Here is a 20,675-nt window from a genome sequence, read left to right on the forward strand (position 1 = left end):
ACCTGAACGGCGGAGAGGGCAGCGACAGCTACCATTATGCGCAGGGCGACGGCAATGACACGATCGTGGAGTCGATAAATTCAGGGCGCGGCGATCAACTGGCGCTGGAGGGGATAGCCACCGGCCAGGTGAGCCTGACGCGCAGCGGCAATGACGTGACGTTGCATATTGCGGCGAGTGCGGAAGGGGCGGCGGATGCGGGAACGATCCTGCTGAAAAACCAGTTCGATAATTACTTTAACCGGGGTGTGGAAACGGTGGTGTTTGACGATGGCACGGCGTGGAGTCAAACAGCGATGCGTGAGTGGCTGATAGCAGAGGCACAGACGGCTGAGGCTTACCAGTCTGGTGGGGAAAATGACAATAATGATATTCAGATTATAGGAACAAATACGTTGAGCGCTGATCTATCTGGCCTGGCAATGGCCTGATAGGAGAGTGGTGTTGATTATAATAAGTGGCCCGCTACGAGTTCAGGCCACTTTTATATTCAGTTGCATATGAGTTAGCCGCGTTCACTACTCGGCCCATCTATGAGCCTCGCCCATAAAGGCTGGGGAATCCCCACAAATTTGGGGAAGAATTTCTGTCGGTACAGTGAGGGTTTCATGCGCACTAACCAATGCAGATTTCAGCAACTCGAATTATTAGAGTAGATGTAATTAAGGAGGGGCTTCCCTTTAATCAAAATAGTTTGCCAGTTGCTGTAAAATGTTCTCGTCAAGCGTTCCGGCATAATAATGTAGCTGTAGCCAGGCGGTAAGCCAGACGTATCGGGCTTCAGTCAGATCGCGTCGGGTGCGGTATAACTGCTGTTCAGCGTTGAGAATATCCAGATTTACCCGCTCACCGCCAAGAACACTCTTTTTTGTCGCTTGCACCAGTGTCAGGGCGGAGTGTTCAGCTAGCTGATAGGCTTTAATTTTAGCCTGACTGCTGATCACCAGATTGAACTGACGTCGCAGTTCAATCAGCAGAGAACTTGTCTGTTCATCTTTTTCCTGTGCCGCCTGCAGGTAGCGTTCGGTTGCCTGACGTGTGGCCGCCGACACACCACCACCGGAAAACAGCGGAATACTGACCTGAAAACCGATCGATCGGGTATCGTATTTCTGGTTATAACTGCTTTCCGTCTCTGAACTGGTTTTACGCGCATTGGCAACCAGCGTAATACGAGGCAGGTGTCCTGCACGATTGCGTTCAATGTCATAGCGGGCCACCGCCAGCGATTGTCCGAGCACCAGCAACTGTGCGTTATGGCGTAGTGCCAGTGCTTGCCAGTGTTGTAGATTGGCGGGTTGCAATGGATAAGGCGCTAACCGATGGTTGAGCTGTGCGAGCTGTCCGGCACTGATCGCCATTCCCAGCAGCTTTGCCAGCGTTTGTTCACTAAAATCGAGGTTATCTTTGGCCTCAATGAGCTGTGCCTCGCTTAGATTCAGACGCGCCTCGGTTTCCAGTATGTCGGTGCGTGTCCCCTCTCCCATCTCAAACAGGCGTCGGTTCAGCTTTAATTGTTCATGCCAACTACGCTGTTGAGCCTGAATCAATATAATCTGTTCCTGACTAAACAAGACATCACTGTAGGCTTGAAACAGTTTTACCAGCAACTGCTGGCTTTTGTTGCGTAGTTGCTCATCCGCCAGTAAGGCGCTGGCATTTCCACGTTGATAACGAGACCACGCCTCATAATCCAGCAACGGTTGTTGCAAGGATAGCGTTGAGGCATGACTGGCGTAGTCCCGGTCGGCCCGTCGGTTGTCGCTGGTGACAGTAGAATCAATGCGTGCGTGATGGTAGTCGTAGCTGACCTTTGGCAGCAACGCGGCACGGCCAATATTACGCTCTTCCACACCAGCATTACGTTCATGGCGTGCGGCCTGAAAACCGGGATCGTGCATAATCGCCCGTTGCCAGGCATCTATCAATCCCAGCGCGGAGACGGATGAACAGTAGCCGCTAAACAGACAGAACAGTAGCCGACAATGACGGATAATAACCTCATACAATCGCTGTTGTACCATGATTATTCCTCCGTCAATGCGGTGTGCAGACGATCAAGTAAAGGTTTAAACAGGTAGTTGAGCATTGAGCGTTCGCCAGTGCGGATAAAAGCCTCAACCGGCATACCGGGGCGAATATCCAGATTGGCAATCTGTTGTTTTTCGGTTTCGTCAACGTTGATCCGCAGTGGATAATAAGCTGTGCCAGTTTGTGCATCGATAAGTTGATCGGCGCCCACCAGTACGACAACACCAGCAATGCGCGGAGTAGTGCTTTGATTAAATGCGGAAAACATCAGTTCAACCGGTAAGCCTGAGGTGATTTTATCTACCAGTTCGATCGGCAGGCGGGCATCAATCTGTAAAGGTTGGTCAACAGGTACGATCTCCATCAATGTTTGCCCGCCACTGACGACGCTGCCTTCCGTGTGTACGGTTAGTCCCACTACGCTGCCACTGGCAGGTGCCAGAATTTGTGTGTTTTTCAGATCATAGTCGGCGGCTTTAAGGCGTTGAGTCAAATCCTCAATATTGATCTGCACTTCAGCCAACTGGGTGCGAACCTCTTTTTGATACTCTTCCTGACGTTGCAGAATCTTCTTTTCCAGTTCAGCTATATTCTGGCTGATTTGAACCACATTACCGTTTTGCTGGGCGATATCGCCACGTAGTTGAGCGGCCTGGCGTTCTATTTCGAGGAGCCGGTTACGGGCAATGTAACCTTCCCCGGCGAGTGGCCGCAGACCTTTAAGTTGTTCATCGATCAGCCGGTATTGAATTTGGTAGTTGTCCAACAATGCCCGAAGTCCCTGCTTCTGAGCCTGCATTCCGATGATAGATGCCTGCATAGCGGATATTTCCTGCTGTAGTGCAGACTGACGGCTGAAGAGTAATTGTTGTTGCGATAACTGAATGTGCTGTTCGGTCAACGCGAGAGGGGAACTGGCCAATGGGCTGATAAAATTCATGGGTTCAGGTGCGACCAGGCGACTCAGTTTGTCCCGTTCGGCGCGGAGACGCGCTGCGCGGTATCGGGCCTCCAGAAGCTGAATGTAGAGATTATCATACAGGGTTTGCGTGGGGGGCGTGTCCAGCGTAGCCAGGATCTGTCCCTGTTGTACGATATCCCCTTCACGGATGTTCAAACGGGAAATTCGACCGCTGTTTACCGGCTGTACCACCTTGCGGTTATCGGTCACGATCACTTTACCAGTCACTGCGACACCTTTGTCCAGCGGAGCCAGCCCCGCCCACAGTATCGCGCCGCCAAAACCCAGTGCGACTAACCAGATTCCCCGCCGCAGGTAACGTCCGGTGTCTGTATAGGGGGATGGCATATTATGTTCTGATAAGAGCGCCTCCTGCACTGGAGAAAGGCGGCGATTTGATTCGTGCAATGTTGACATATCGTTCCTTGTTTAATTATTCAGAAGGTTATCCCTTGCTGATCATTTCCATGAACCCTGGTTGCTCAAGGTAAAGGTGCTTATTTACCTTGTTTAAATCCGAGCTAATTGGCGGTGACTGGCGTCGGTCTGATGGCGGCTTGTTTTTGCTCGCCGTTGTGCATGAATTGAGTTGTCTGGCCGAAGAACTGAATCTTGCCGTAGTTTAAGATCAGTAATTTACTGGTGCGGCTTAGTAAAGCAGGTTTATGTGTGATCAAAATCTGGGTGCTGCCATTGGCTTTCAGTTGCACAATTGCAGCTTGTAGTGCTTTTTCACCCTCTTCATCAAGACTGGCGTTGGGTTCGTCCAGCACGACGAGTTTCGGCAAACCATAAATGGCTCTGGCCAGCGCTACTCGCTGTTTTTGCCCGCCTGACAGGCCACTGCCGTTCTCACCCAGTGGCGTGTCGTAACCCTGGGGTAAATGCAGGATAAGCTCATGTACGCCAGCCATTTTGGCGGCGGCAATCACCTGTTCGGCATCAGGGCAGCCAAAACGGGCGATATTTTCCGTAACCGTACCGCTGAATAACTGAATATCCTGTGGCAGATAACCGATGAACCGCCCAAGATCGCTTTTATCCCACTGATGCATATCTGCGCCGTCGAGCCGTACTTTACCGTTCAGCGCAGGCAGAGTGGCAACCAGCAAGCGCGCCAGCGTTGATTTTCCTGAACCAGATGGCCCCAGAATGCCCAGGATGTCACCGGGCATAAGTTCAAAGGATATATTGCTCAAAACGGGAGTACGTGAGTGGGCAAGTGCGGCAGAGATCTGTTCAACCTGTAATCTCCCCTGAGGCGGCGGTAATGGCATTCCGGGTGAACGATCCGGGTAGTTGGTCAATAATGTATTGAGCCGTTGCCATGCCATTTGTGCCTGAATCCATTGTTTCCATACTGCGATGACCTGATCGATCGGGTTTAATACCCGGCCAACCAGAATGGAGCCGGCAATCATCATCCCCGGCGTTATATCATGGGAAACAGCCAACAGGGCGCCCAGTCCTAACATCAGGGACTGTAGTGCCAGCCGGGTACTTTTCGACAGGGCCGTAACGGTGGCGCTTTTTTCACTGGCTAAATTTTGGTAATGCAAAAAACGCGTATGCTGGCTTAACCAGCGTGCCCGCATGGCCGATAACATGCCCATTGCTTCAATAGCATCAGCATTACGCAAGTTAGCATTGGCTTGCTGGGTGGCTTGTAACGTGGTTCGTGACGCTTGAGCAAGCGGTTCTTTTGTTAGACGTTGATTCAGCCAGGCCAGCACAATTAATATAACCGCCCCTGCGAGTGACATCACACCCAGCCACGGGTGCAGTAAAAAAATGACTAACAGATAAATCGGGAACCAGGGCAGATCAAAAAAGGCGAACAAGGAATTGCCGGTAGCGAACTGCCGAAGAGTGGTCAGGTCATTCAGCGCCTGACCGGCGTGCAGGTTTTTTCCCTTTAGATTGCTTTCAAACGCTGCGTTATATATGCGTTCATTAAGACGCATATCCATTTGCGTACCCAGCCTGATGACTACCGCGCTGCGTATCCATTCCAATAGTCCCATCAATCCAAATAAACCGAGTACCATCACCGTTAACATGGCTAATGTCATGGTATTACTGGAGGGGAGAACGCGATCGTAAACCTGTAACATATAAATGGCGGGCGCCAGCATCAGTAGATTGATTATCGCGCTGAACAGGCCAATTCCCCAGAAGGCCCGCCGATAAGTTGCCAGAGTACCGAGAATCTCCCGATGCGGAGATAATGAAGGCTGTGAGGGCATGGTTTTTTTCCTTAAATACCAAGTATATTGAACGTCGCGCTGCTATTGAGCAGTATGAGAAAAATTGACTGATTATCGCTGATCCTCTCTATATGGCAGCAATGACCGGGATCAACCATTAGTCTTCTTTATGAAATAATTTGGAATATTTTAGGAAAAACAACGGCAATGATTTACGGAGATTACCGCAGCAGGTATCTTACGGCCATTCAATAAGAGAGAAGCTAATGACAACGCCCGCTGAGAAACATGTTGTGCAAAAAAACATGCTGCACCCGCGTAACCGCCACCGTGGCCGCTATGATTTTACTGCGCTAAAGCAAATCCATCCGGCACTGATCCCCTTTCTGAAGGTGAATGCTTACGGTGACGAATCGGTTGATTTTTCCAATCCTCAGGCAGTTAAGGTGCTGAATCAGGCGCTGCTGCACCATTTCTACCAGATTGAGCACTGGATTATTCCAGACGGTTTTCTCTGCCCGCCGGTGCCTGGCCGGGCGGATTACGTCCATCATCTGGCCGATCTGCTGGCGGAAGATAATCAATCGGTGGTGCCGCGTGATGCATCCATACTGGATGTGGGCTGCGGGGCTAACTGTATTTATCCGCTGATTGGATATCGTGAATATGGCTGGCGTTTTACCGGCAGCGAAATTAATCCGCAGGCCATGCAGGCGGCCAATGCCACCATTGATGCGAATCCCGGCCTGAAACGCGCCATTCGTTTACGCCGTCAGAAAAACAGTAAAGCTATCCTTACCGGCATCATCCATAAGAATGAAATCTTTGACGCCGTGCTCTGTAACCCGCCGTTCCATGCCTCCGCCGCCGATGCGCGTCAGGGATCGCAGCGCAAACTGCATAATCTTGGTCTGGACAAAAACTCACCGCTTAACTTCGGTGGTCAGCAGGATGAGCTGTGGTGTGAGGGTGGGGAAACCGCGTTTATCAGCCAGATGATTAATGAGAGCGCCAACGTTGCCCGTCAGTGCCTGTGGTTCACGTCGCTGGTATCGCGCAAAGAAAACCTGCCCGATCTTTATCGTGCGTTGGAAACGGTGGGGGCTGAAAGCGTCAGAACCATTAATATGGCGCAGGGGCAGAAGCAAAGCCGCTTTGTGGCCTGGAGCTTCTTTGATGCGTCCGCCCGCGCCAGATGGTGGTCACAGAAGCGGTGAGCCGTATTTATAGCAGCGGCGCCATTTCCAGCAGGACTTGCTCACACCACTGCTCAATTCGCTCATCGCTGAGATCGTACTGATTGACTTCATCCAGCGCCAGCCCGACAAACTGTTGCCCATCAGCGGTAAGCGGTTTCGGGCTGGTAAAGTCGTAACCCGCCACCGGCCAGTAGCCGATAAATTTCACGCCCAGCGGCAGTAATTGATCGTGCAGCATTCCTAATGCATCAAGAAACCATTCGCCGTAGCCTAATTGGTCGCCCATACCATACAGCGCCACGATCTTGCCGTTCAGGTTGAGGGTAGGTAGCTGTGGCCAGATATTTTCCCAGTCTTCCTGGATCTCGCCAAAATCCCAGGTCGGAATACCCAGGATCAACATGTCGTATGCTTCCATACGTTGCGGGGAGACATCTTTAACGTTGTGCAGATCCACCAGATCCTCACCCAGAATGTCGCGGATTTTTTCTGCTGCCATTTCGGTATAGCAGGTGCTTGAGCCGTAAAATAGACCGATTTTCATAGGCGATAGAGACGTAGTTTCAGGCCAGTGTGAATGATGGTATCAGAAGCCGGTATTCTAAGATGACAGACTGAGGAAAGAAAGGCGCAATGAAGGCCGGAGCCTTCATTGCATAGTACGAAGTTAGCCAAGTGACTGATGGCGCGTTTCTTTGGTCAGCAGCAAGGCAATCAGCGTCAGTGATGCCATGACCGCCAGATAAACGCCTACATAGAACAGACCATAATTGACGGTCAGCCAGGTGGCGATATAGGGGGCGACAGAGGCACCCAGAATCGATGAGACGTTATAGGAGAAAGAGGCCCCGGTATAACGCACTTCCGTTGGGAACAGCTCCGGCAGCAGGGCGCCCATCGGGCCGAACGTCAGCCCCATCATACCCATCCCGCAGATCAGAAAAGCCATCACCATTGTCTGATTGCCTGAACCCAGCATTGACGGGAACAACACGGCAAACAGCAGCATCAGACAGGTAACGGTGATCATGGTTTTACGGCGACCGTAGATATCAGCCAGATAACCAGAGACTGGAATAATCAGGGCAAAGGCGATAACCGCAATCATCAGCATCCACAGGAATGTGTTGCGCGAAAATCCCAATCCCCTTGGCGCCGGTGTGGTGCCGTAAGTCATGGAGTAGACGGTCATGATATAGAACAGCGTGTAGGTTGCCAGCATGATGAAGGTGCCAAGAATGGTGGCTTTCATATGCTTACTGAGCAACGTCCCCATAGGAATGCGCACTTGCTTGCCGGCTTTGGCAACTTTGGTAAAGACTGGCGTTTCATGCAGGGAGACACGCACATACAGGCCAATTAACACCAGCACGGCGGAGAAAATGAACGGCACACGCCAGCCCCACTGCATGAATTGCTCGTCTGTCAGTAACCAGGAGAGCAGCAGGAACGTGCCGTTGGCAAAGAAAAAGCCTATCGGGGCGCCAAGCTGGGGGAATGAACCGTACAGCGCACGTTTATGCGCCGGAGCGTTTTCAGTTGCCAGCAGCGCCGCGCCGCCCCATTCGCCGCCGAGGCCCAGCCCCTGGCCGAAACGGGCCAGCGCCAACAGCATAGGAGCAAAAATACCAATAGTTTCATAGCTGGGTAACAGACCGATCACGACGGTTGAAATACCCATCGTCAGCAGTGACGCCACCAGCGTGACTTTACGGCCTGCGCGATCGCCAAAGTGGCCGAACACCGCCGAACCAATCGGACGCGCGATAAAGGCGATGGCGAAGGTGGCCAATGACTGTAGCGTGGCCGCAGCCGGGTCGCCCTGTGGAAAGAAGATATGGGGAAATACCAGTACGGCGGCGGTAGCGTAGATATAGAAATCAAAAAACTCAATAGCAGTGCCCACCAGAGAGGCGATGACAACTTTACTTCTGGAGTTTACCGGTGGAGAGTCGGCCTCTGCGTCGATAGTGGGTGTGACGGTGGCTTGCATGGTGATTCATCTTTTTTAACAACACGAACAACTATTCTATGCATAGAAAAAAGCGCTTTTCAACGGAGATTCCATAGGGAGATAAAATGAAGAAAACCCGTATATGGAGCCTATTCCGGCATATGCGTTATACGTAAAATATAATCTTAGCGTATGATGCTTTTACCGGAGAATGTTATGGTGATGTGAGATATAACGGGATATGTGAGATCTGGCAATCACTGCAATATACTCGTCATACTTCAAATTGCGTGTGCGTTGGCGGGATAAAGACGATTAGTCCCTTAATAGGGTGCTCAGGCATAATAGAGGTTGATAAGTGGAAAGAGGCACCGCGATGCACACACAGGATCAGGCATTTATTGAGCAATTTCTGGATGCATTGTGGCTGGAGCGCAATCTGGCGGAAAATACGCTGGCCTCTTACCGGTTAGATTTATGTTCTCTGGCACAGTGGCTGGCGCATCACGATAGCGATCTGCTGCGTGCGCAGCCTATCGATCTGCAAGCCTTTCTGGCTGAACGCGTTGAGGGCGGTTACAAGGCAACCAGTTCAGCGCGTTTATTGAGCGCCATGCGTCGGTTGTTCCAGTATCTTTACCGGGAAAAAATCCGCAGCGACGATCCCAGCGCGGTGTTGTCATCCCCGAAGTTGCCGCAGCGTTTGCCGAAAGATTTGAGCGAAGCCCAGGTTGAAGCACTGCTCGGCGCCCCCAGCGTTGATCAGCCGCTGGAATTGCGCGACAAGGCCATGCTTGAGATATTGTATGCCACCGGGTTGCGCGTTTCTGAACTGGTGGGGTTGACCATCAGCGATGTCAGCCTGCGTCAGGGAGTGGTGCGGGTGATTGGCAAGGGAAACAAAGAACGCCTGGTGCCGATGGGCGAAGAAGCAGTGTACTGGATTGAGCATTATCTTGAATACGGTCGACCGTGGCTGCTCAACGGGAAGACGCTGGATGTGCTGTTTCCCAGTAACCGTGCGCAGCAGATGACGCGTCAGACGTTCTGGCATCGTATCAAGCACTATGCGATTCTGGCATCCATTGACAGCGAGAAGTTATCCCCCCATGTGTTGCGTCATGCGTTTGCCACCCATTTGCTGAACCACGGTGCGGATTTACGGGTAGTACAGATGTTGCTGGGGCATAGCGATCTCTCTACTACCCAGATTTATACTCATGTTGCGACGGAACGTCTGAAAAAACTCCATCAGCAGCATCACCCGCGGGCGTAACCGGCTGGTCTGGCGGATGACCACGGCATATTTGCGATAAATCGAAACAGGATTGATGAAATGAAAAAAGGGTTACTACTGCTTTCTTTATTGGCGGCAACCGCTGCTGGTTTTGCCCACGCCGACGATGCGGCGATAAAACAGACGATGGCCCGCCTGGGGATGCAGGAGGCGGAGATTCAGCCCGCGCCGGTTTCGGGCATGAAAACCGTACTGACGGACAGTGGAGTGTTTTATATCAGTGATGATGGCAAGCATCTCATTCAGGGGCCGTTGTACGACGTTAGCGGCAACGCGCCGCTGAACGTGACGAGTCAGATTCTGAAAGGGAAAATGGACGCATTGCAGGATCAGATGATCGTCTATAAAGCCGCCCAGGAGAAACATGTGATAACCGTGTTTACCGACATCACCTGCGGTTATTGCCAAAAACTGCATGAGCAGATGAAAGATTACAATGCGCTGGGCATTACCGTGCGCTATCTGGCATTCCCGCGTCAGGGGCCAAATTCTCAGGCAGGGAAGGATATGCAGTCCATCTGGTGCGTGGCGAATCGCAACAAGGCGTTTGATGAGGCGCTGAAAGGCGAGGAAATCTCCCCGGCAACCTGTAAAACCGCTATCACCGGCCACTATCAGCTCGGCGTTCAGTTTGGCGTTCAGGGAACCCCGGCCATCGTGTTAGAGGATGGCACGGTGGTTCCCGGCTATCAAGGGCCGAAAGAGATGCTGGCGATGCTGGATGCGCACAAGGCGTCGCTGAAGGCGGGTGGTTGATTACACTGTGGAACTGATAACCCAACTCCGTCGGCGTTCACCGGCGGAGGATATTGATTTACCGGCGACAGTGCCGCCCTTGCTGCGTCGCCTGTATGCTCAACGCGGCATCAAGGCTGCACAGGAGCTGGAGCGTAGTCTGCGTGGCCTGCTGGATTATCGGCTGCTGAATGGCATCGATCGGGCGGTTGATTTTCTGCAACAAGCGCTGGCGGACCAGCGCCATATTGTCATTGTGGGCGATTTTGATGCTGATGGCGCAACCAGTACCGCGCTGACGGTACTGGCGCTGCGCAGCATGGGTGGCGTTAACGTCAGATATCTGGTGCCGAACCGCTTTGAAGATGGCTACGGCTTAAGCCCGGAGGTGGTGGCGCAGGCGGCGGCGCTGGGCGCTGAAGTCATCGTCACGGTGGATAATGGTATTTCCTCCCACGCGGGGGTGGATGATGCCCACCGGCGCGGTATTGCCGTGCTGATCACCGACCATCATTTGCCGGGTGAAACACTGCCCGCCGCCGATGCCATGATCAACCCGAACCTGCGCGACTGCGCGTTTCCGTCGAAATCGCTGGCGGGTGTCGGGGTGGCATTTTATCTGATGATGGCGCTGTTTGTTCGCCTGCGAGAGCGTGGCTGGTTTGCTGAAAAAGCATTGGCGGAACCGAAGCTGGCTGAATTACTGGATCTGGTGGCGCTGGGCACGGTAGCCGATGTGGTGCCGCTGGATGCCAACAACCGCATTCTGGTGGCGCAGGGGTTGAGCCGTATTCGTGCCGGTATATGCCGCCCAGGCATCAAGGCGTTGCTGGAAGTGGCGAACCGTGAAGCCAGTCAGTTGGTCGCCAGCGATCTTGGTTTCGCGCTGGGGCCGCGGCTAAATGCTGCCGGGCGGTTGCACGATATGACGGTTGGCGTGGCGTTGCTGTTGAGTGACGACATTGCGCAGGCGCGTATGCTGGCCAGCGAACTTAACGACATGAATCAGGATCGCCGTGACATCGAAAAACGAATGCAGGTCGAAGCGCTACACCTGTGTGAAAAGCTGGAACACAGCCGTGAGGCGCTGCCCTATGGGCTGGCGATGTACCACCCGGAATGGCATCAGGGCGTGGTCGGTATTCTGGCGTCACGAATTAAAGAACGTTTTCACCGCCCGGTGGTTGCCTTTGCCCCGGCAGGGGACGGTATTCTGAAAGGATCGGGGCGTTCTATTGCCGGATTGCATCTGCGCGATGCGCTGGAGCGGCTGGATACGCTTTATCCGGGGATGATGCTGAAATTTGGCGGTCATGCTATGGCGGCAGGGCTATCGCTGGTGGAGAGCCGGTTTGATGAATTCCGCCAGCGTTTTGGCGAGCTGGTGGGTGAATGGCTGGATGCGTCTCACCTTGAAGGAATTATCTGGTCAGACGGCGAACTGGCCATGCCGGATTTGTGTTTATCCACGGCGGAAATGCTGCGCGATGCGGGGCCGTGGGGGCAATCTTTTCCTGAGCCGACCTTTGACGGGCGGTTTCGTATTCTGCAACAGAAACTGGTAGGCGAGCGTCATCTGAAAGTGATGGTTGAACCGGTAAACGGCGGCCCGCTGCTGGACGGCATCGCGTTTAATGTGGATACGCGGTTATGGCCCGACAGCAGCGTGCGTGAAGCGGAGCTTGCCTATAAGCTGGACGTCAATGAATTTCGCGGTAAGCGTTCGGTACAACTGCTGATTCAACACCTGTGGCCGCTGTAGACTGGCTGATGAAAGAGTATAAACCGTGTGTTTAATCCGTTAGAATGGCGAGTTTACATCATCCCGTCATCTACGACTTAACGTAAGATCATAAAAATCATGTTTGAAATCAATCCGGTAAAAAACCGCATTCAGGATCTGTCTGAACGCACCGCCGTTCTTAGGGGGTATCTTTGACTATGATGCCAAGAAAGAACGCCTCGAAGAAGTAAACGCCGAACTGGAACAGCCCGACGTCTGGAATGAACCAGAACGTGCGCAGGCGCTGGGTAAAGAGCGCTCCTCGCTGGAAGCTATCGTCGACACCATCGACCAAATGACGCAAGGGCTGGAAGATGTCGCCGGCCTGCTGGAGCTGGCGGTGGAAGAAAACGATGAGGACACCTTCAATGAAACTACGGCTGAACTGGACGCCCTGGAAAACAAATTAGGCCAGCTCGAGTTCCGCCGAATGTTCTCTGGCGAGTATGACAACGCAGACTGCTACCTGGATATCCAGGCGGGTTCCGGCGGTACGGAAGCCCAGGACTGGGCCAGCATGTTGGTGCGTATGTACCTGCGCTGGGCGGAAGCCAAAGGCTTCAAAACCGAAATTATTGAAGAGTCCGATGGTGAAGTGGCGGGTACTAAATCGGCCACCATCAAAATCATGGGTGATTACGCGTTTGGCTGGCTGCGTACCGAAACCGGCGTTCATCGTCTGGTGCGTAAAAGCCCGTTCGACTCCGGTGGCCGCCGTCATACGTCGTTCAGTTCCGCTTTCGTTTATCCCGAGGTGGATGACGATATAGATATCGAAATCAATCCTGCCGACCTGCGTATAGATGTTTATCGTGCCTCAGGTGCGGGTGGCCAGCACGTTAACCGTACGGAATCCGCGGTGCGTATTACTCACCTCCCGACCAACATTGTTACCCAGTGTCAGAATGACCGTTCCCAGCATAAGAACAAAGATCAGGCGATGAAACAGTTGAAAGCCAAGCTGTACGAGTTTGAAATGCAAAAGAAAAATGCTGAAAAACAGGTGCTGGAGGATAATAAATCCGACATTGGCTGGGGAAGTCAGATTCGTTCCTACGTACTGGATGATTCGCGTATTAAAGACTTACGTACCGGGGTTGAGACGCGTAACACCCAGGCGGTGCTGGATGGCGATCTGGATAAATTTATTGAAGCAAGTTTAAAAGCGGGGTTATAAGGAATTCACATGGCTGAATCACAATCACAGGGTGCCGATCAGGGGCAGGATCTTAATAACGAACTAAAGGCGCGCCGTGAAAAGCTGGCGGCGCTGCGAGAAAACGGCATTGCGTTTCCGAATGACTTCCGCCGCGATAGTACCTCCGATCTGCTGCACGCCGCCTATGGCGACAAAGAAAACGAAGAGCTGGAAGCGCTGAACATTGAAGTGACCGTTGCAGGCCGGATGATGACCCGCCGCATCATGGGTAAAGCCTCTTTCGTAACGTTGCAGGATGTGGGCGGGCGTATTCAACTGTACGTTTCCCGCGACGATCTGGCGGAAGGCGTTTACAACGAGCAGTTCAAAAAATGGGATTTGGGCGATATCCTCGGCGCGCGCGGTAAGCTGTTTAAAACCAAAACCGGCGAGCTTTCCGTTCACTGTAGCGAACTGCGTTTGCTGACTAAGGCCCTGCGTCCGCTGCCGGATAAATTCCACGGCCTGGCCGATCAGGAAACCCGCTACCGCCAGCGTTATCTGGATCTGATCGCCAACGACGAATCCCGCCATACGTTCCGTATCCGTTCCAAAGTGATGGCCGCCATCCGTAGTTTCATGGTCGGCAACGGCTTTATGGAAGTGGAAACGCCGATGATGCAGGTGATCCCCGGCGGCGCGGCGGCGCGTCCGTTTGTGACCCACCACAATGCGCTGGATATCGACATGTATCTGCGCATTGCACCGGAGCTTTATCTGAAGCGCCTGGTGGTTGGCGGCTTCGAACGGGTGTTTGAAATCAACCGTAACTTCCGCAACGAAGGGGTTTCCCCGCGTCACAACCCTGAGTTCACCATGATGGAACTTTATATGGCGTATGCCGATTATAAGGATCTGATCGTGTTGACGGAAAATCTGTTCCGCACGCTGACGCAAGAGGTGCTGGGTTCCACAACGGTGGTGTATGGCGACCAGACTTTCGACTTTGGCAAGCCGTTTGAAAAACTGACCATGCGCGAGGCGATCTGCAAATACAGCCCACAAACCGACGTTGCCGATCTGGACGATCTGAACAAAGCTACGGCGATTGCCGAGTCTCTGGGCATCAAGATCGAGAAAAGCTGGGGGTTGGGCCGCATTGTCACCGAAATTTTCGAGGAAACGGCGGAAAGCAACCTGATTCAGCCGACTTTTATCACTGAATATCCGGCTGAAGTCTCGCCGCTGGCGCGCCGTAATGATCAGAACCCGGATATTACCGATCGCTTCGAATTCTTCATCGGCGGTCGTGAAATCGGTAACGGCTTCTCCGAGCTGAACGACGCGGAAGATCAGGCCGAACGTTTTGCCCAGCAGGTCAGTGCGAAAGATGCGGGTGATGATGAAGCTATGTTCTACGACGAAGACTACGTGACCGCGCTGGAGCATGGTATGCCGCCGACGGCCGGTCTGGGTATCGGTATTGACCGTATGGTGATGCTGTTTACCAACAGCCATACCATCCGCGACGTGATTCTATTCCCGGCGATGCGTCCGCAGAAATAATCCACCCGATGGGCGGATAGCAATGTCACCAAAAAACCGGCGCTCAACAGCACCGGTTATGAAATTTTTGAACAATGGTCACCGGCATCTTGCCGGTGTCGTTCTTATTAGGCGTGTGATTGGTCAAAACCTAAACGGTTTGCCAGGTTTTTCGCTTGCCCGGCAACGGGATAGCGCTATAATGCCAAGCGCTTATCCGTGCGAGTGTAGTTCAATGGTAGAACGAGAGCTTCCCAAGCTCTATACGAGGGTTCGATTCCCTTCACTCGCTCCAATCACACTTCTCTCAACGTCTACTCAAGTCTAATAAATCCAGTTACCACAAGGTTTACCACGATTTCTCAGTCGTTCAGGGAAAACCCTCGTCTATCTAAATCTACAGCCTAGTGTGTATAGTTATGTGTATAGGACATGAGGATATCTGAAATCCTATACACATTCGCCCTCAATACAGATAGGAAACTATACACATGCCGCTGACAGACCTTGAGATCCGCCGCGCCAAGCCAGAAGACAAGCCTTACACCAAAAACGATGGTAATGGCCTTTCGCTACTGATTGAACCTAACGGCTCTAAAGGATGGCGCTATCGCTACCGTTTCGATGGCAAAGCAAAACTGTTGTCTCTTGGGATCTACCCAACTATTTCTTTAGCAGAAGCAAGACAGAAACGCGATGAAGCCAAAAAGCTGGTTGCCGCTGGCATTAACCCCAGCGAAGTGCGTAAAGAGGTTAAACTGGCTAAAGAAGGCCGTCTTAGTAATACCTTTGAGGTGATCGCCAGAGAGTGGTATCAAAAACGAGTAGATCGCTGGTCTGAGTCCTATGGCGCAGAAATGATGAAAACCTTTGAGGCCGATGTTTTCCCGATCAATGTTAAATCACCGACCTTCCAGATACGGATATCACCTGAGTTGCATGAACAGCTTGATGAGGTAGTTGCAAAAGAAGGTGTCAGTCTCGGCAACTGGTTCAAAGAGCTTGCCCGTCAGGAGTTGAGAAAGCAGGGGATTGAGCCGAAGGGGTAAGGTTTGGCTGATTGATACTCGTTTTGCTTATTGATTTACTGAAATCGTTCCGGTCTGGGGAATGAATTAAAAATCCGAAAATTTAATATTGGCTCAATAATTATCAGTGTAATTATTATAAAAGCAATTATGGTATGATGAAATGCGATGTGATAAATATGCAATCTGCTTGGATAGATTTTAACGATAAGGAATAATCGATGGCTAACATTATATATCTAACCCTTACAGGCGCAAAACAAGGATTGATATCTTCCGGCTGCTCTACATTTGATTCAATCGGGAATAGGTATCAAAGTGGTCATGAAGATGAAATATTTACTCTGGCATTACGACATACGATTACACGCGATCAAAATGTTAAACATAATCCTGTTGAAATAATAAAGCTAATTGACAAATCCTCTCCCTTATTAGGGATGTCTATATCAGATAATGAAATTTTAAAATGTGTTTTTGATATTTACAGAGGAACCCCTGAAGGAGTATTGAAAAAATACTACACTATAAAACTTAACGATGCATCCATAGCTAACATTTCAATTGATTATCCTCATTCTCTTACTCATGCAGATAAACAACCACATGAGATGGTGCTTTTCTACTATAAAGATATTACATGGACTAACCACGCTACGGGGACATCTGGTTATAGTTTATGGGAAGAACGCATATATTAATAATCAATAAGATTTTTTACTCCAATAATTAAACTTTCCATTGTCGGGATATCTATGTATGATATCCCACGAACATAAGTATCAGAACGAATATCCGTATGTAAAGTATACTCTACACAATATGTTTCAGAGCCATTTTTCTCAAAATTTAATGAAACCATATTTTCATTGGGTGAGAACAAATAACGCGTAGGGAAATCATTGTTTTTTATTTCAGTTAGCTTTTTATGCAACTCTTTTAAATCAGAGATATAGCATCCCCATTCTGCATTAAACTTAATCCCTTTGGCTGTAAGTTCGATATACATTTTTAACCAAGCATCATAAGCGGTATCCTGCATATCCTCATTTTCTATCTTCTCAATCGGATATATGTTAATTTCAGTATCTATATCTTGTATATTAACCATAAAACCACCTTATTTATACATGTAATGGGTTATCGTCCAGTTGCTTTCATCGACGATTACTTCTAAAGTATATTCTTTATTTTCATATTTCTTGCTTTTTTTATCGAATCTTGAGCGGGTTATTTTCATTTCATATCTTTTTAAAACCCTATCTGACTTCCCTTTTAAATCTTTACCCCGTTTGCCGAAGCGTATTGCTTTTTCCAGAATGTGAACAGGAACATACCGTTCTGACTCCCTCATATGTGTCGCTGTTGATGATGTGAATTTTATACTTCTCGGTGAAAGTCCTATTTTAAGCCGACCTCTCAATGAAGATATAATATTTTCGCTTAATCTGACTGAAAGGTTTTTTACAATTCCATTTCTTGTTGTTATTTTAAATAAATTACTGGCACCTTTTAATGATTTCCCTACAATAAATCCAAATAGAATGATGTCTAGAGGATCGAAAATAGGTGATTCAAGTGGAAGTTCATGCAATGTGACAAACTTTCCATTTATATCATAAATATTATAGACTCCACCTCTGGATTGACCTATGTAACCGATACATAAGCCCGTTTCCTCATCAATAATTGGTGAGGTCCCAGGCGGAAGTAGTTCCTCTGGTTTAATTGAGAAAAACTCATTTATGTCCAATGGAGAATTGAAGTCATAAATCCGACCAGAATCCTCAAAATCCAGATATCCATTTTTATCTAACACATCATCCATAACTATCTCCTATTTTTTCGCTACGAATCCAAAATCCTTTTTCTTTATGGGAGAGGTAATTTCTGCATTTTTTGGTAAGTGAGTCAATAGTTATTATCGTATAATGATATATCGTTTAAAACGATTACCATAAAAATAATTATAGTGATTATAATATGGGATTAATTCTGGTGAGAGGAAGAGCAGATAATGAAACGGCTAAAAGGGCAATAGTTATTGCATCCTGTTCGTAAACTCAAATGGGCTAACCCCGCGATTGCAGCATCAACCTGTGTTAATGAGGGAAATTTGCATTCGGCGCTATTTCTTGAATTTTGCAACTATAGCTCTGTCTAACACAACGATTTTCATCACTGATGGTAAAGTCTCACTCAGGAAAATCGCAGGCTAATGTTATTGAGCAGAGCCACCAGACAACGTTTATACCTATTAATTTATACTATTCTCTACGTTTTTCTTCTTTATGCCAAAATCCAGTTTTAGCTGGCGGTAAAATTCAAGCGAGAGTAACGATGTATAGAAATGTGTATAGATATAAGATTGAAGGATAATAAATTTATTTATTATCAATTGATTACTATTTTTGTTCTATGCACTTCACTCGCAATTATCCCTCTCTCAACGTATACCTAAGTCCAACCTCGCTTTCGTTGATTGATTTGAAAACAAGGTGGACGCTAAATCAAGGACAGATCAGTGCAATGGTAATCCCCCCATTTTTAACGGATGCCATAAGTAGAGTTATGCAGCACGTAACACATGCTGTTTTTGGTCAATAGCGCTTGAATCTTGCCGGTTCGGTGAAGTCAACTAGCGCGTAATTGGGAGATGTTCATCTCAATATCGTCTATGTTTTAAAGGGAGTAGGCGCTTTCTCAAAGGTGTATGATCGCGGAGAAAATGTATGTATACCCTGTATATTTCAAGTCGCAGCGGCGTGGGGTTGATTACTTGCTCGATTGGGGGGCAGCAAGCCGTGTTCAAATCTGCCCGGAGCAGATTTGTCACTCATCCAGTAACTTGGCTGACTAAACTTTCGGGGATTTATTCGGCCACCGCTTGGCCGTACCTTGAATCTATTGACAATATATCTAACAGATAAAAATGATTTCTATAGCATAACCCATCGACTAGAGGGTACTACCGCATGGAGTTTAAAGATTACTATGCTGCGTTGGAAGTAGACCCATCCGCCGATCTGAAAACGATCAAAACGGCTTACCGCAGGCTGGCGCGTAAATATCACCCCGATGTCAGTGCGGAGCAGGATGCAGAAAGCAAGTTCAAGGAAGTAGCCGAAGCGTATGAGGTGCTAAAAGACAGTGAGCGTCGCGCTGAATATGATGAGTTAAGGCAGCATCGTAATGATCCCCGATTTTCCGAGCCGCCTCCGGGCTACGGCGGCGGTGGGCAAACCTGGCATAGGGCGGAAGGTAGTCCGCATGACTTTTCTGATTTCTTTGAGTCAATTTTTGGCAATCATGCGGCGGGACAGCGTTCTTCTGCCCACACATCCCAGCGCGCCCGTGGCCAGGATCTCGAGATGGAGGTGCCCCTGTTTTTAGAGGAAACCTTAGCCGGGCAAACCCGGCCTATTTCCTATCAGTTACCGGTTTACGATGAACTGGGCCGTCAGACGAATGCCATCAGCAAAACGCTGAATGTGAAAATTCCGGCAGGCGTAGCGGATGGTGAACGTATTCGCTTGAAAGGGCAGGGGGTCGCTGGATTTGGCGGCGGGCCGAATGGTGATTTATTCCTGATTATCCGTATTGCCCCACATCCTCTGTTTGATATCGATGGCTACAACCTGAACATCGTGGTGCCGCTGGCGCCGTGGGAAGCCGCGTTAGGCGCCAGTATTGAGGTGCCTACCCTGACGGGTAAGATTACACTGACTATTCCTCCTGGCAGCCAGAGCGGGAAGCGATTGCGGATTAAAGGGAAGGGGCTGGTCGGCAAGAAGGGGACGGGCGATATGTATGCCATCCTTAAAGTGGTTATGCCCCCGAAATCAGATGAAAAAGCCAGTGCTCTGTGGAAACAGTTAGCCGAGCAGGCTGCATTTAATCCTCGGGATGAATGGGAGTAAATATAATGGCTGAAGAAATGACATTTACCATAGTGGAACTGTGCCAGTCAGTGGATATTTCTCAGGACGAACTTGTTGAAGTGGTAGGGCTGGGTGTTATCGTTCCGTTGGAACCGGATAAACCTCGTTGGATTTTTGATTATCATGCACTTCATTGCCTCAGGCGCGCTCAACGGTTACAAGCCGAGCTGGATTTAGACTGGTCAGGAATTGCAATGACGCTGACTTTGCTGGATAAGATTGATGCGCTCAAGAAAGAGAATGACCAACTACGCAGGCAGCTCAATCGCTTTTTGATGACGTCATAATGTACGGGTCTTTGGAGCTGAGATATTAATAGAAATGTTTATCTGACCTAAATAATTCGAGTTGCAGGACAAAACGTTGTCGTTTTGAACTACGCAAAGTATTAGCCCTTTACAGGGTGAGGCTTACTTATGAGCCTCATAACGCGGCCAACAGACCTGAAGCTTGAAGTATGGCGGGTAATTCTTCCTATTCAATGAGTGTAGCGAGTAGAGCTGAAAGTAGATGAGGAGAATATTTTTATTATCTTATCTATTTTACTTTTCTTTCTCATCTTTCTTTTTATGAATAACTTATTTTTCTCAATATTTTTATGATGTTTTTTAAATGAATAAAAAACAATCAAAATTAATATTGATGATATAGTTAGTTCGTTCATTTATTCAATATTGGTAAGGAGTCTAATGTATAGTCCGGGTAAATATATCCTTGCATCCCGTCTACGCCGCAGTTTTTTAAAAGATAATATTCTGAATGAGTTTGTACTCCTTCAATAATGACGCCGTGGCAGTATTTCTTAATATTATCCACCAGCAAGGGTAACGTATAAGACTTTCTACTATTTATTATC

18 protein-coding genes, 1 tRNA gene and 1 pseudogene are annotated in these 20,675 nt (G+C 49.5%); 12 read left to right on the forward strand and 8 right to left on the reverse strand.

The window, feature by feature from the left end:
- Positions 1 to 431, forward strand: a 431-nt coding sequence (locus BIY29_RS17930) for a calcium-binding protein (protein WP_205680370.1), incomplete at its 5' end; no start/stop codon positions are given.
- Between the two features lie 249 nt (positions 432 to 680).
- Here the strand turns inward: BIY29_RS17930 and BIY29_RS17935 are convergent.
- From BIY29_RS17935 to BIY29_RS17945, 3 genes are all read right to left on the reverse strand, one after another.
- Positions 681 to 2,024: a TolC family outer membrane protein gene (locus BIY29_RS17935; protein ID WP_121576404.1), complete on the reverse strand. Its 1,344-nt coding sequence runs from the start codon at positions 2,022 to 2,024 to the stop codon at positions 681 to 683.
- 2 nt (positions 2,025 to 2,026) lie between these two features.
- Positions 2,027 to 3,409, reverse strand: coding sequence for an HlyD family type I secretion periplasmic adaptor subunit (locus BIY29_RS17940; RefSeq protein WP_121576405.1), 1,383 nt, complete (start codon positions 3,407 to 3,409; stop codon positions 2,027 to 2,029).
- A gap of 104 nt (positions 3,410 to 3,513) precedes the next feature.
- A complete protein-coding gene (locus BIY29_RS17945; RefSeq protein WP_121576406.1) occupies positions 3,514 to 5,238 on the reverse strand; it encodes a type I secretion system permease/ATPase in 1,725 nt (574 codons plus the stop codon).
- 227 nt (positions 5,239 to 5,465) lie between these two features.
- Between BIY29_RS17945 and rlmF the strand changes: the two genes are divergently transcribed.
- On the forward strand, positions 5,466 to 6,416 hold the full coding sequence (gene rlmF / locus BIY29_RS17950) for a 23S rRNA (adenine(1618)-N(6))-methyltransferase RlmF (RefSeq protein WP_121576407.1): 951 nt from the start codon (positions 5,466 to 5,468) through the stop codon (positions 6,414 to 6,416).
- Positions 6,417 to 6,423: 7 nt separating this feature from the next.
- Here the strand turns inward: rlmF and fldB are convergent, their stop codons facing one another.
- Together fldB and BIY29_RS17960 are read right to left on the reverse strand one after the other, a co-directional pair.
- Entirely contained in the window at positions 6,424 to 6,942 is a 519-nt protein-coding gene (gene fldB / locus BIY29_RS17955; RefSeq protein ID WP_121576408.1) for a flavodoxin FldB, read from the reverse strand.
- Positions 6,943 to 7,065: 123 nt separating this feature from the next.
- Positions 7,066 to 8,391: an MFS transporter gene (locus BIY29_RS17960; RefSeq protein WP_121576409.1), complete on the reverse strand. Its 1,326-nt coding sequence runs from the start codon at positions 8,389 to 8,391 to the stop codon at positions 7,066 to 7,068.
- 337 nt (positions 8,392 to 8,728) lie between these two features.
- Here BIY29_RS17960 and xerD point away from each other — a divergent pair, with 337 nt between their 5' ends.
- The 8 genes from xerD (at position 8,729) to BIY29_RS18000 (ending at position 16,579) form a co-directional block, all read left to right on the forward strand.
- Complete coding sequence (gene xerD, locus BIY29_RS17965; RefSeq protein WP_121576410.1) at positions 8,729 to 9,628, forward strand: site-specific tyrosine recombinase XerD; 900 nt, start codon at positions 8,729 to 8,731, stop codon at positions 9,626 to 9,628.
- 60 nt (positions 9,629 to 9,688) lie between these two features.
- Entirely contained in the window at positions 9,689 to 10,405 is a 717-nt protein-coding gene (gene dsbC / locus BIY29_RS17970) for a bifunctional protein-disulfide isomerase/oxidoreductase DsbC (protein WP_121576411.1), read from the forward strand.
- Positions 10,406 to 10,412: 7 nt separating this feature from the next.
- Positions 10,413 to 12,146, forward strand: coding sequence for a single-stranded-DNA-specific exonuclease RecJ (gene recJ, locus BIY29_RS17975; RefSeq protein WP_121576419.1), 1,734 nt, complete (start codon positions 10,413 to 10,415; stop codon positions 12,144 to 12,146).
- Positions 12,147 to 12,245: 99 nt separating this feature from the next.
- A protein-coding gene (gene prfB / locus BIY29_RS17980; protein ID WP_121576412.1) for a peptide chain release factor 2 occupies positions 12,246 to 13,344 on the forward strand; the annotation gives its coding sequence in 2 pieces (ribosomal slippage) (positions 12,246 to 12,320 and positions 12,322 to 13,344; 1,098 coding nt in all).
- Between the two features lie 9 nt (positions 13,345 to 13,353).
- Positions 13,354 to 14,871 carry a lysine--tRNA ligase gene (gene lysS, locus BIY29_RS17985; RefSeq protein WP_121576413.1) on the forward strand — a complete coding sequence of 506 codons (1,518 nt, stop codon included), beginning with the start codon at positions 13,354 to 13,356 and terminating at the stop codon, positions 14,869 to 14,871.
- A gap of 200 nt (positions 14,872 to 15,071) precedes the next feature.
- Positions 15,072 to 15,145: transfer RNA gene (locus BIY29_RS17990), tRNA-Gly, on the forward strand.
- A gap of 196 nt (positions 15,146 to 15,341) precedes the next feature.
- Positions 15,342 to 15,899 (forward strand): integrase arm-type DNA-binding domain-containing protein, encoded by a 558-nt coding sequence (locus tag BIY29_RS17995; RefSeq protein WP_170158972.1) that lies wholly within the window; start codon positions 15,342 to 15,344, stop codon positions 15,897 to 15,899.
- Between the two features lie 200 nt (positions 15,900 to 16,099).
- Positions 16,100 to 16,579, forward strand: a complete 480-nt coding sequence (locus BIY29_RS18000; protein ID WP_121576414.1) for an Hcp family type VI secretion system effector — start codon at positions 16,100 to 16,102, stop codon at positions 16,577 to 16,579.
- On the opposite strand, the gene BIY29_RS18005 is transcribed toward BIY29_RS18000, so the two are convergent.
- The gene (locus tag BIY29_RS18005; protein WP_121576415.1) at positions 16,576 to 16,989 is read right to left on the reverse strand and encodes a hypothetical protein; all 414 of its coding nucleotides are present in this window, start codon (positions 16,987 to 16,989) and stop codon (positions 16,576 to 16,578) included. The two genes, BIY29_RS18000 and BIY29_RS18005, sit on opposite strands and share 4 nt — an antisense overlap.
- Before the next feature lie 9 nt (positions 16,990 to 16,998).
- The gene (locus tag BIY29_RS18010) at positions 16,999 to 17,706 is read right to left on the reverse strand and encodes a hypothetical protein (protein ID WP_121576416.1); all 708 of its coding nucleotides are present in this window, start codon (positions 17,704 to 17,706) and stop codon (positions 16,999 to 17,001) included.
- 1,147 nt (positions 17,707 to 18,853) lie between these two features.
- On the opposite strand from BIY29_RS18010, the gene cbpA reads away from it, so the two are divergent.
- Complete coding sequence (gene cbpA / locus BIY29_RS18015) at positions 18,854 to 19,798, forward strand: curved DNA-binding protein (RefSeq protein WP_121576417.1); 945 nt, start codon at positions 18,854 to 18,856, stop codon at positions 19,796 to 19,798.
- A 5-nt stretch (positions 19,799 to 19,803) separates the two neighbouring features.
- Positions 19,804 to 20,106, forward strand: coding sequence for a chaperone modulator CbpM (locus BIY29_RS18020; RefSeq protein ID WP_121576418.1), 303 nt, complete (start codon positions 19,804 to 19,806; stop codon positions 20,104 to 20,106).
- A gap of 373 nt (positions 20,107 to 20,479) precedes the next feature.
- On the opposite strand, the pseudogene BIY29_RS20415 reads toward BIY29_RS18020, so the two are convergent.
- Positions 20,480 to 20,675: pseudogene (locus BIY29_RS20415) on the reverse strand (EAL domain-containing protein); the annotation flags it as partial.

It is taken from the genome of Brenneria alni (assembly GCF_003666245.1).
Lineage (GTDB): Bacteria > Pseudomonadota > Gammaproteobacteria > Enterobacterales > Enterobacteriaceae > Brenneria > Brenneria alni.

What these genes read in the sequence shown, in the direction of transcription:
- BIY29_RS18020 (WP_121576418.1), top strand. Translation starts at nt 19,804, where the DNA reads ATGGCTGAAGAAATGACATTTACCATAGTGGAACTGTGCCAGTCAGTG.
- BIY29_RS18005 (WP_121576415.1), bottom strand. Translation starts at nt 16,989, where the DNA reads ATGGTTAATATACAAGATATAGATACTGAAATTAACATATATCCGATT.
- xerD (WP_121576410.1), top strand. Translation starts at nt 8,729, where the DNA reads ATGCACACACAGGATCAGGCATTTATTGAGCAATTTCTGGATGCATTG.
- BIY29_RS17960 (WP_121576409.1), bottom strand. Translation starts at nt 8,391, where the DNA reads ATGCAAGCCACCGTCACACCCACTATCGACGCAGAGGCCGACTCTCCA.
- BIY29_RS17995 (WP_170158972.1), top strand. Translation starts at nt 15,342, where the DNA reads ATGCCGCTGACAGACCTTGAGATCCGCCGCGCCAAGCCAGAAGACAAG.
- BIY29_RS17935 (WP_121576404.1), bottom strand. Translation starts at nt 2,024, where the DNA reads ATGGTACAACAGCGATTGTATGAGGTTATTATCCGTCATTGTCGGCTA.
- dsbC (WP_121576411.1), top strand. Translation starts at nt 9,689, where the DNA reads ATGAAAAAAGGGTTACTACTGCTTTCTTTATTGGCGGCAACCGCTGCT.
- rlmF (WP_121576407.1), top strand. Translation starts at nt 5,466, where the DNA reads ATGACAACGCCCGCTGAGAAACATGTTGTGCAAAAAAACATGCTGCAC.
- cbpA (WP_121576417.1), top strand. Translation starts at nt 18,854, where the DNA reads ATGGAGTTTAAAGATTACTATGCTGCGTTGGAAGTAGACCCATCCGCC.
- lysS (WP_121576413.1), top strand. Translation starts at nt 13,354, where the DNA reads ATGGCTGAATCACAATCACAGGGTGCCGATCAGGGGCAGGATCTTAAT.
- BIY29_RS17940 (WP_121576405.1), bottom strand. Translation starts at nt 3,409, where the DNA reads ATGTCAACATTGCACGAATCAAATCGCCGCCTTTCTCCAGTGCAGGAG.
- BIY29_RS17945 (WP_121576406.1), bottom strand. Translation starts at nt 5,238, where the DNA reads ATGCCCTCACAGCCTTCATTATCTCCGCATCGGGAGATTCTCGGTACT.
- fldB (WP_121576408.1), bottom strand. Translation starts at nt 6,942, where the DNA reads ATGAAAATCGGTCTATTTTACGGCTCAAGCACCTGCTATACCGAAATG.
- BIY29_RS18000 (WP_121576414.1), top strand. Translation starts at nt 16,100, where the DNA reads ATGGCTAACATTATATATCTAACCCTTACAGGCGCAAAACAAGGATTG.
- BIY29_RS18010 (WP_121576416.1), bottom strand. Translation starts at nt 17,706, where the DNA reads ATGGATGATGTGTTAGATAAAAATGGATATCTGGATTTTGAGGATTCT.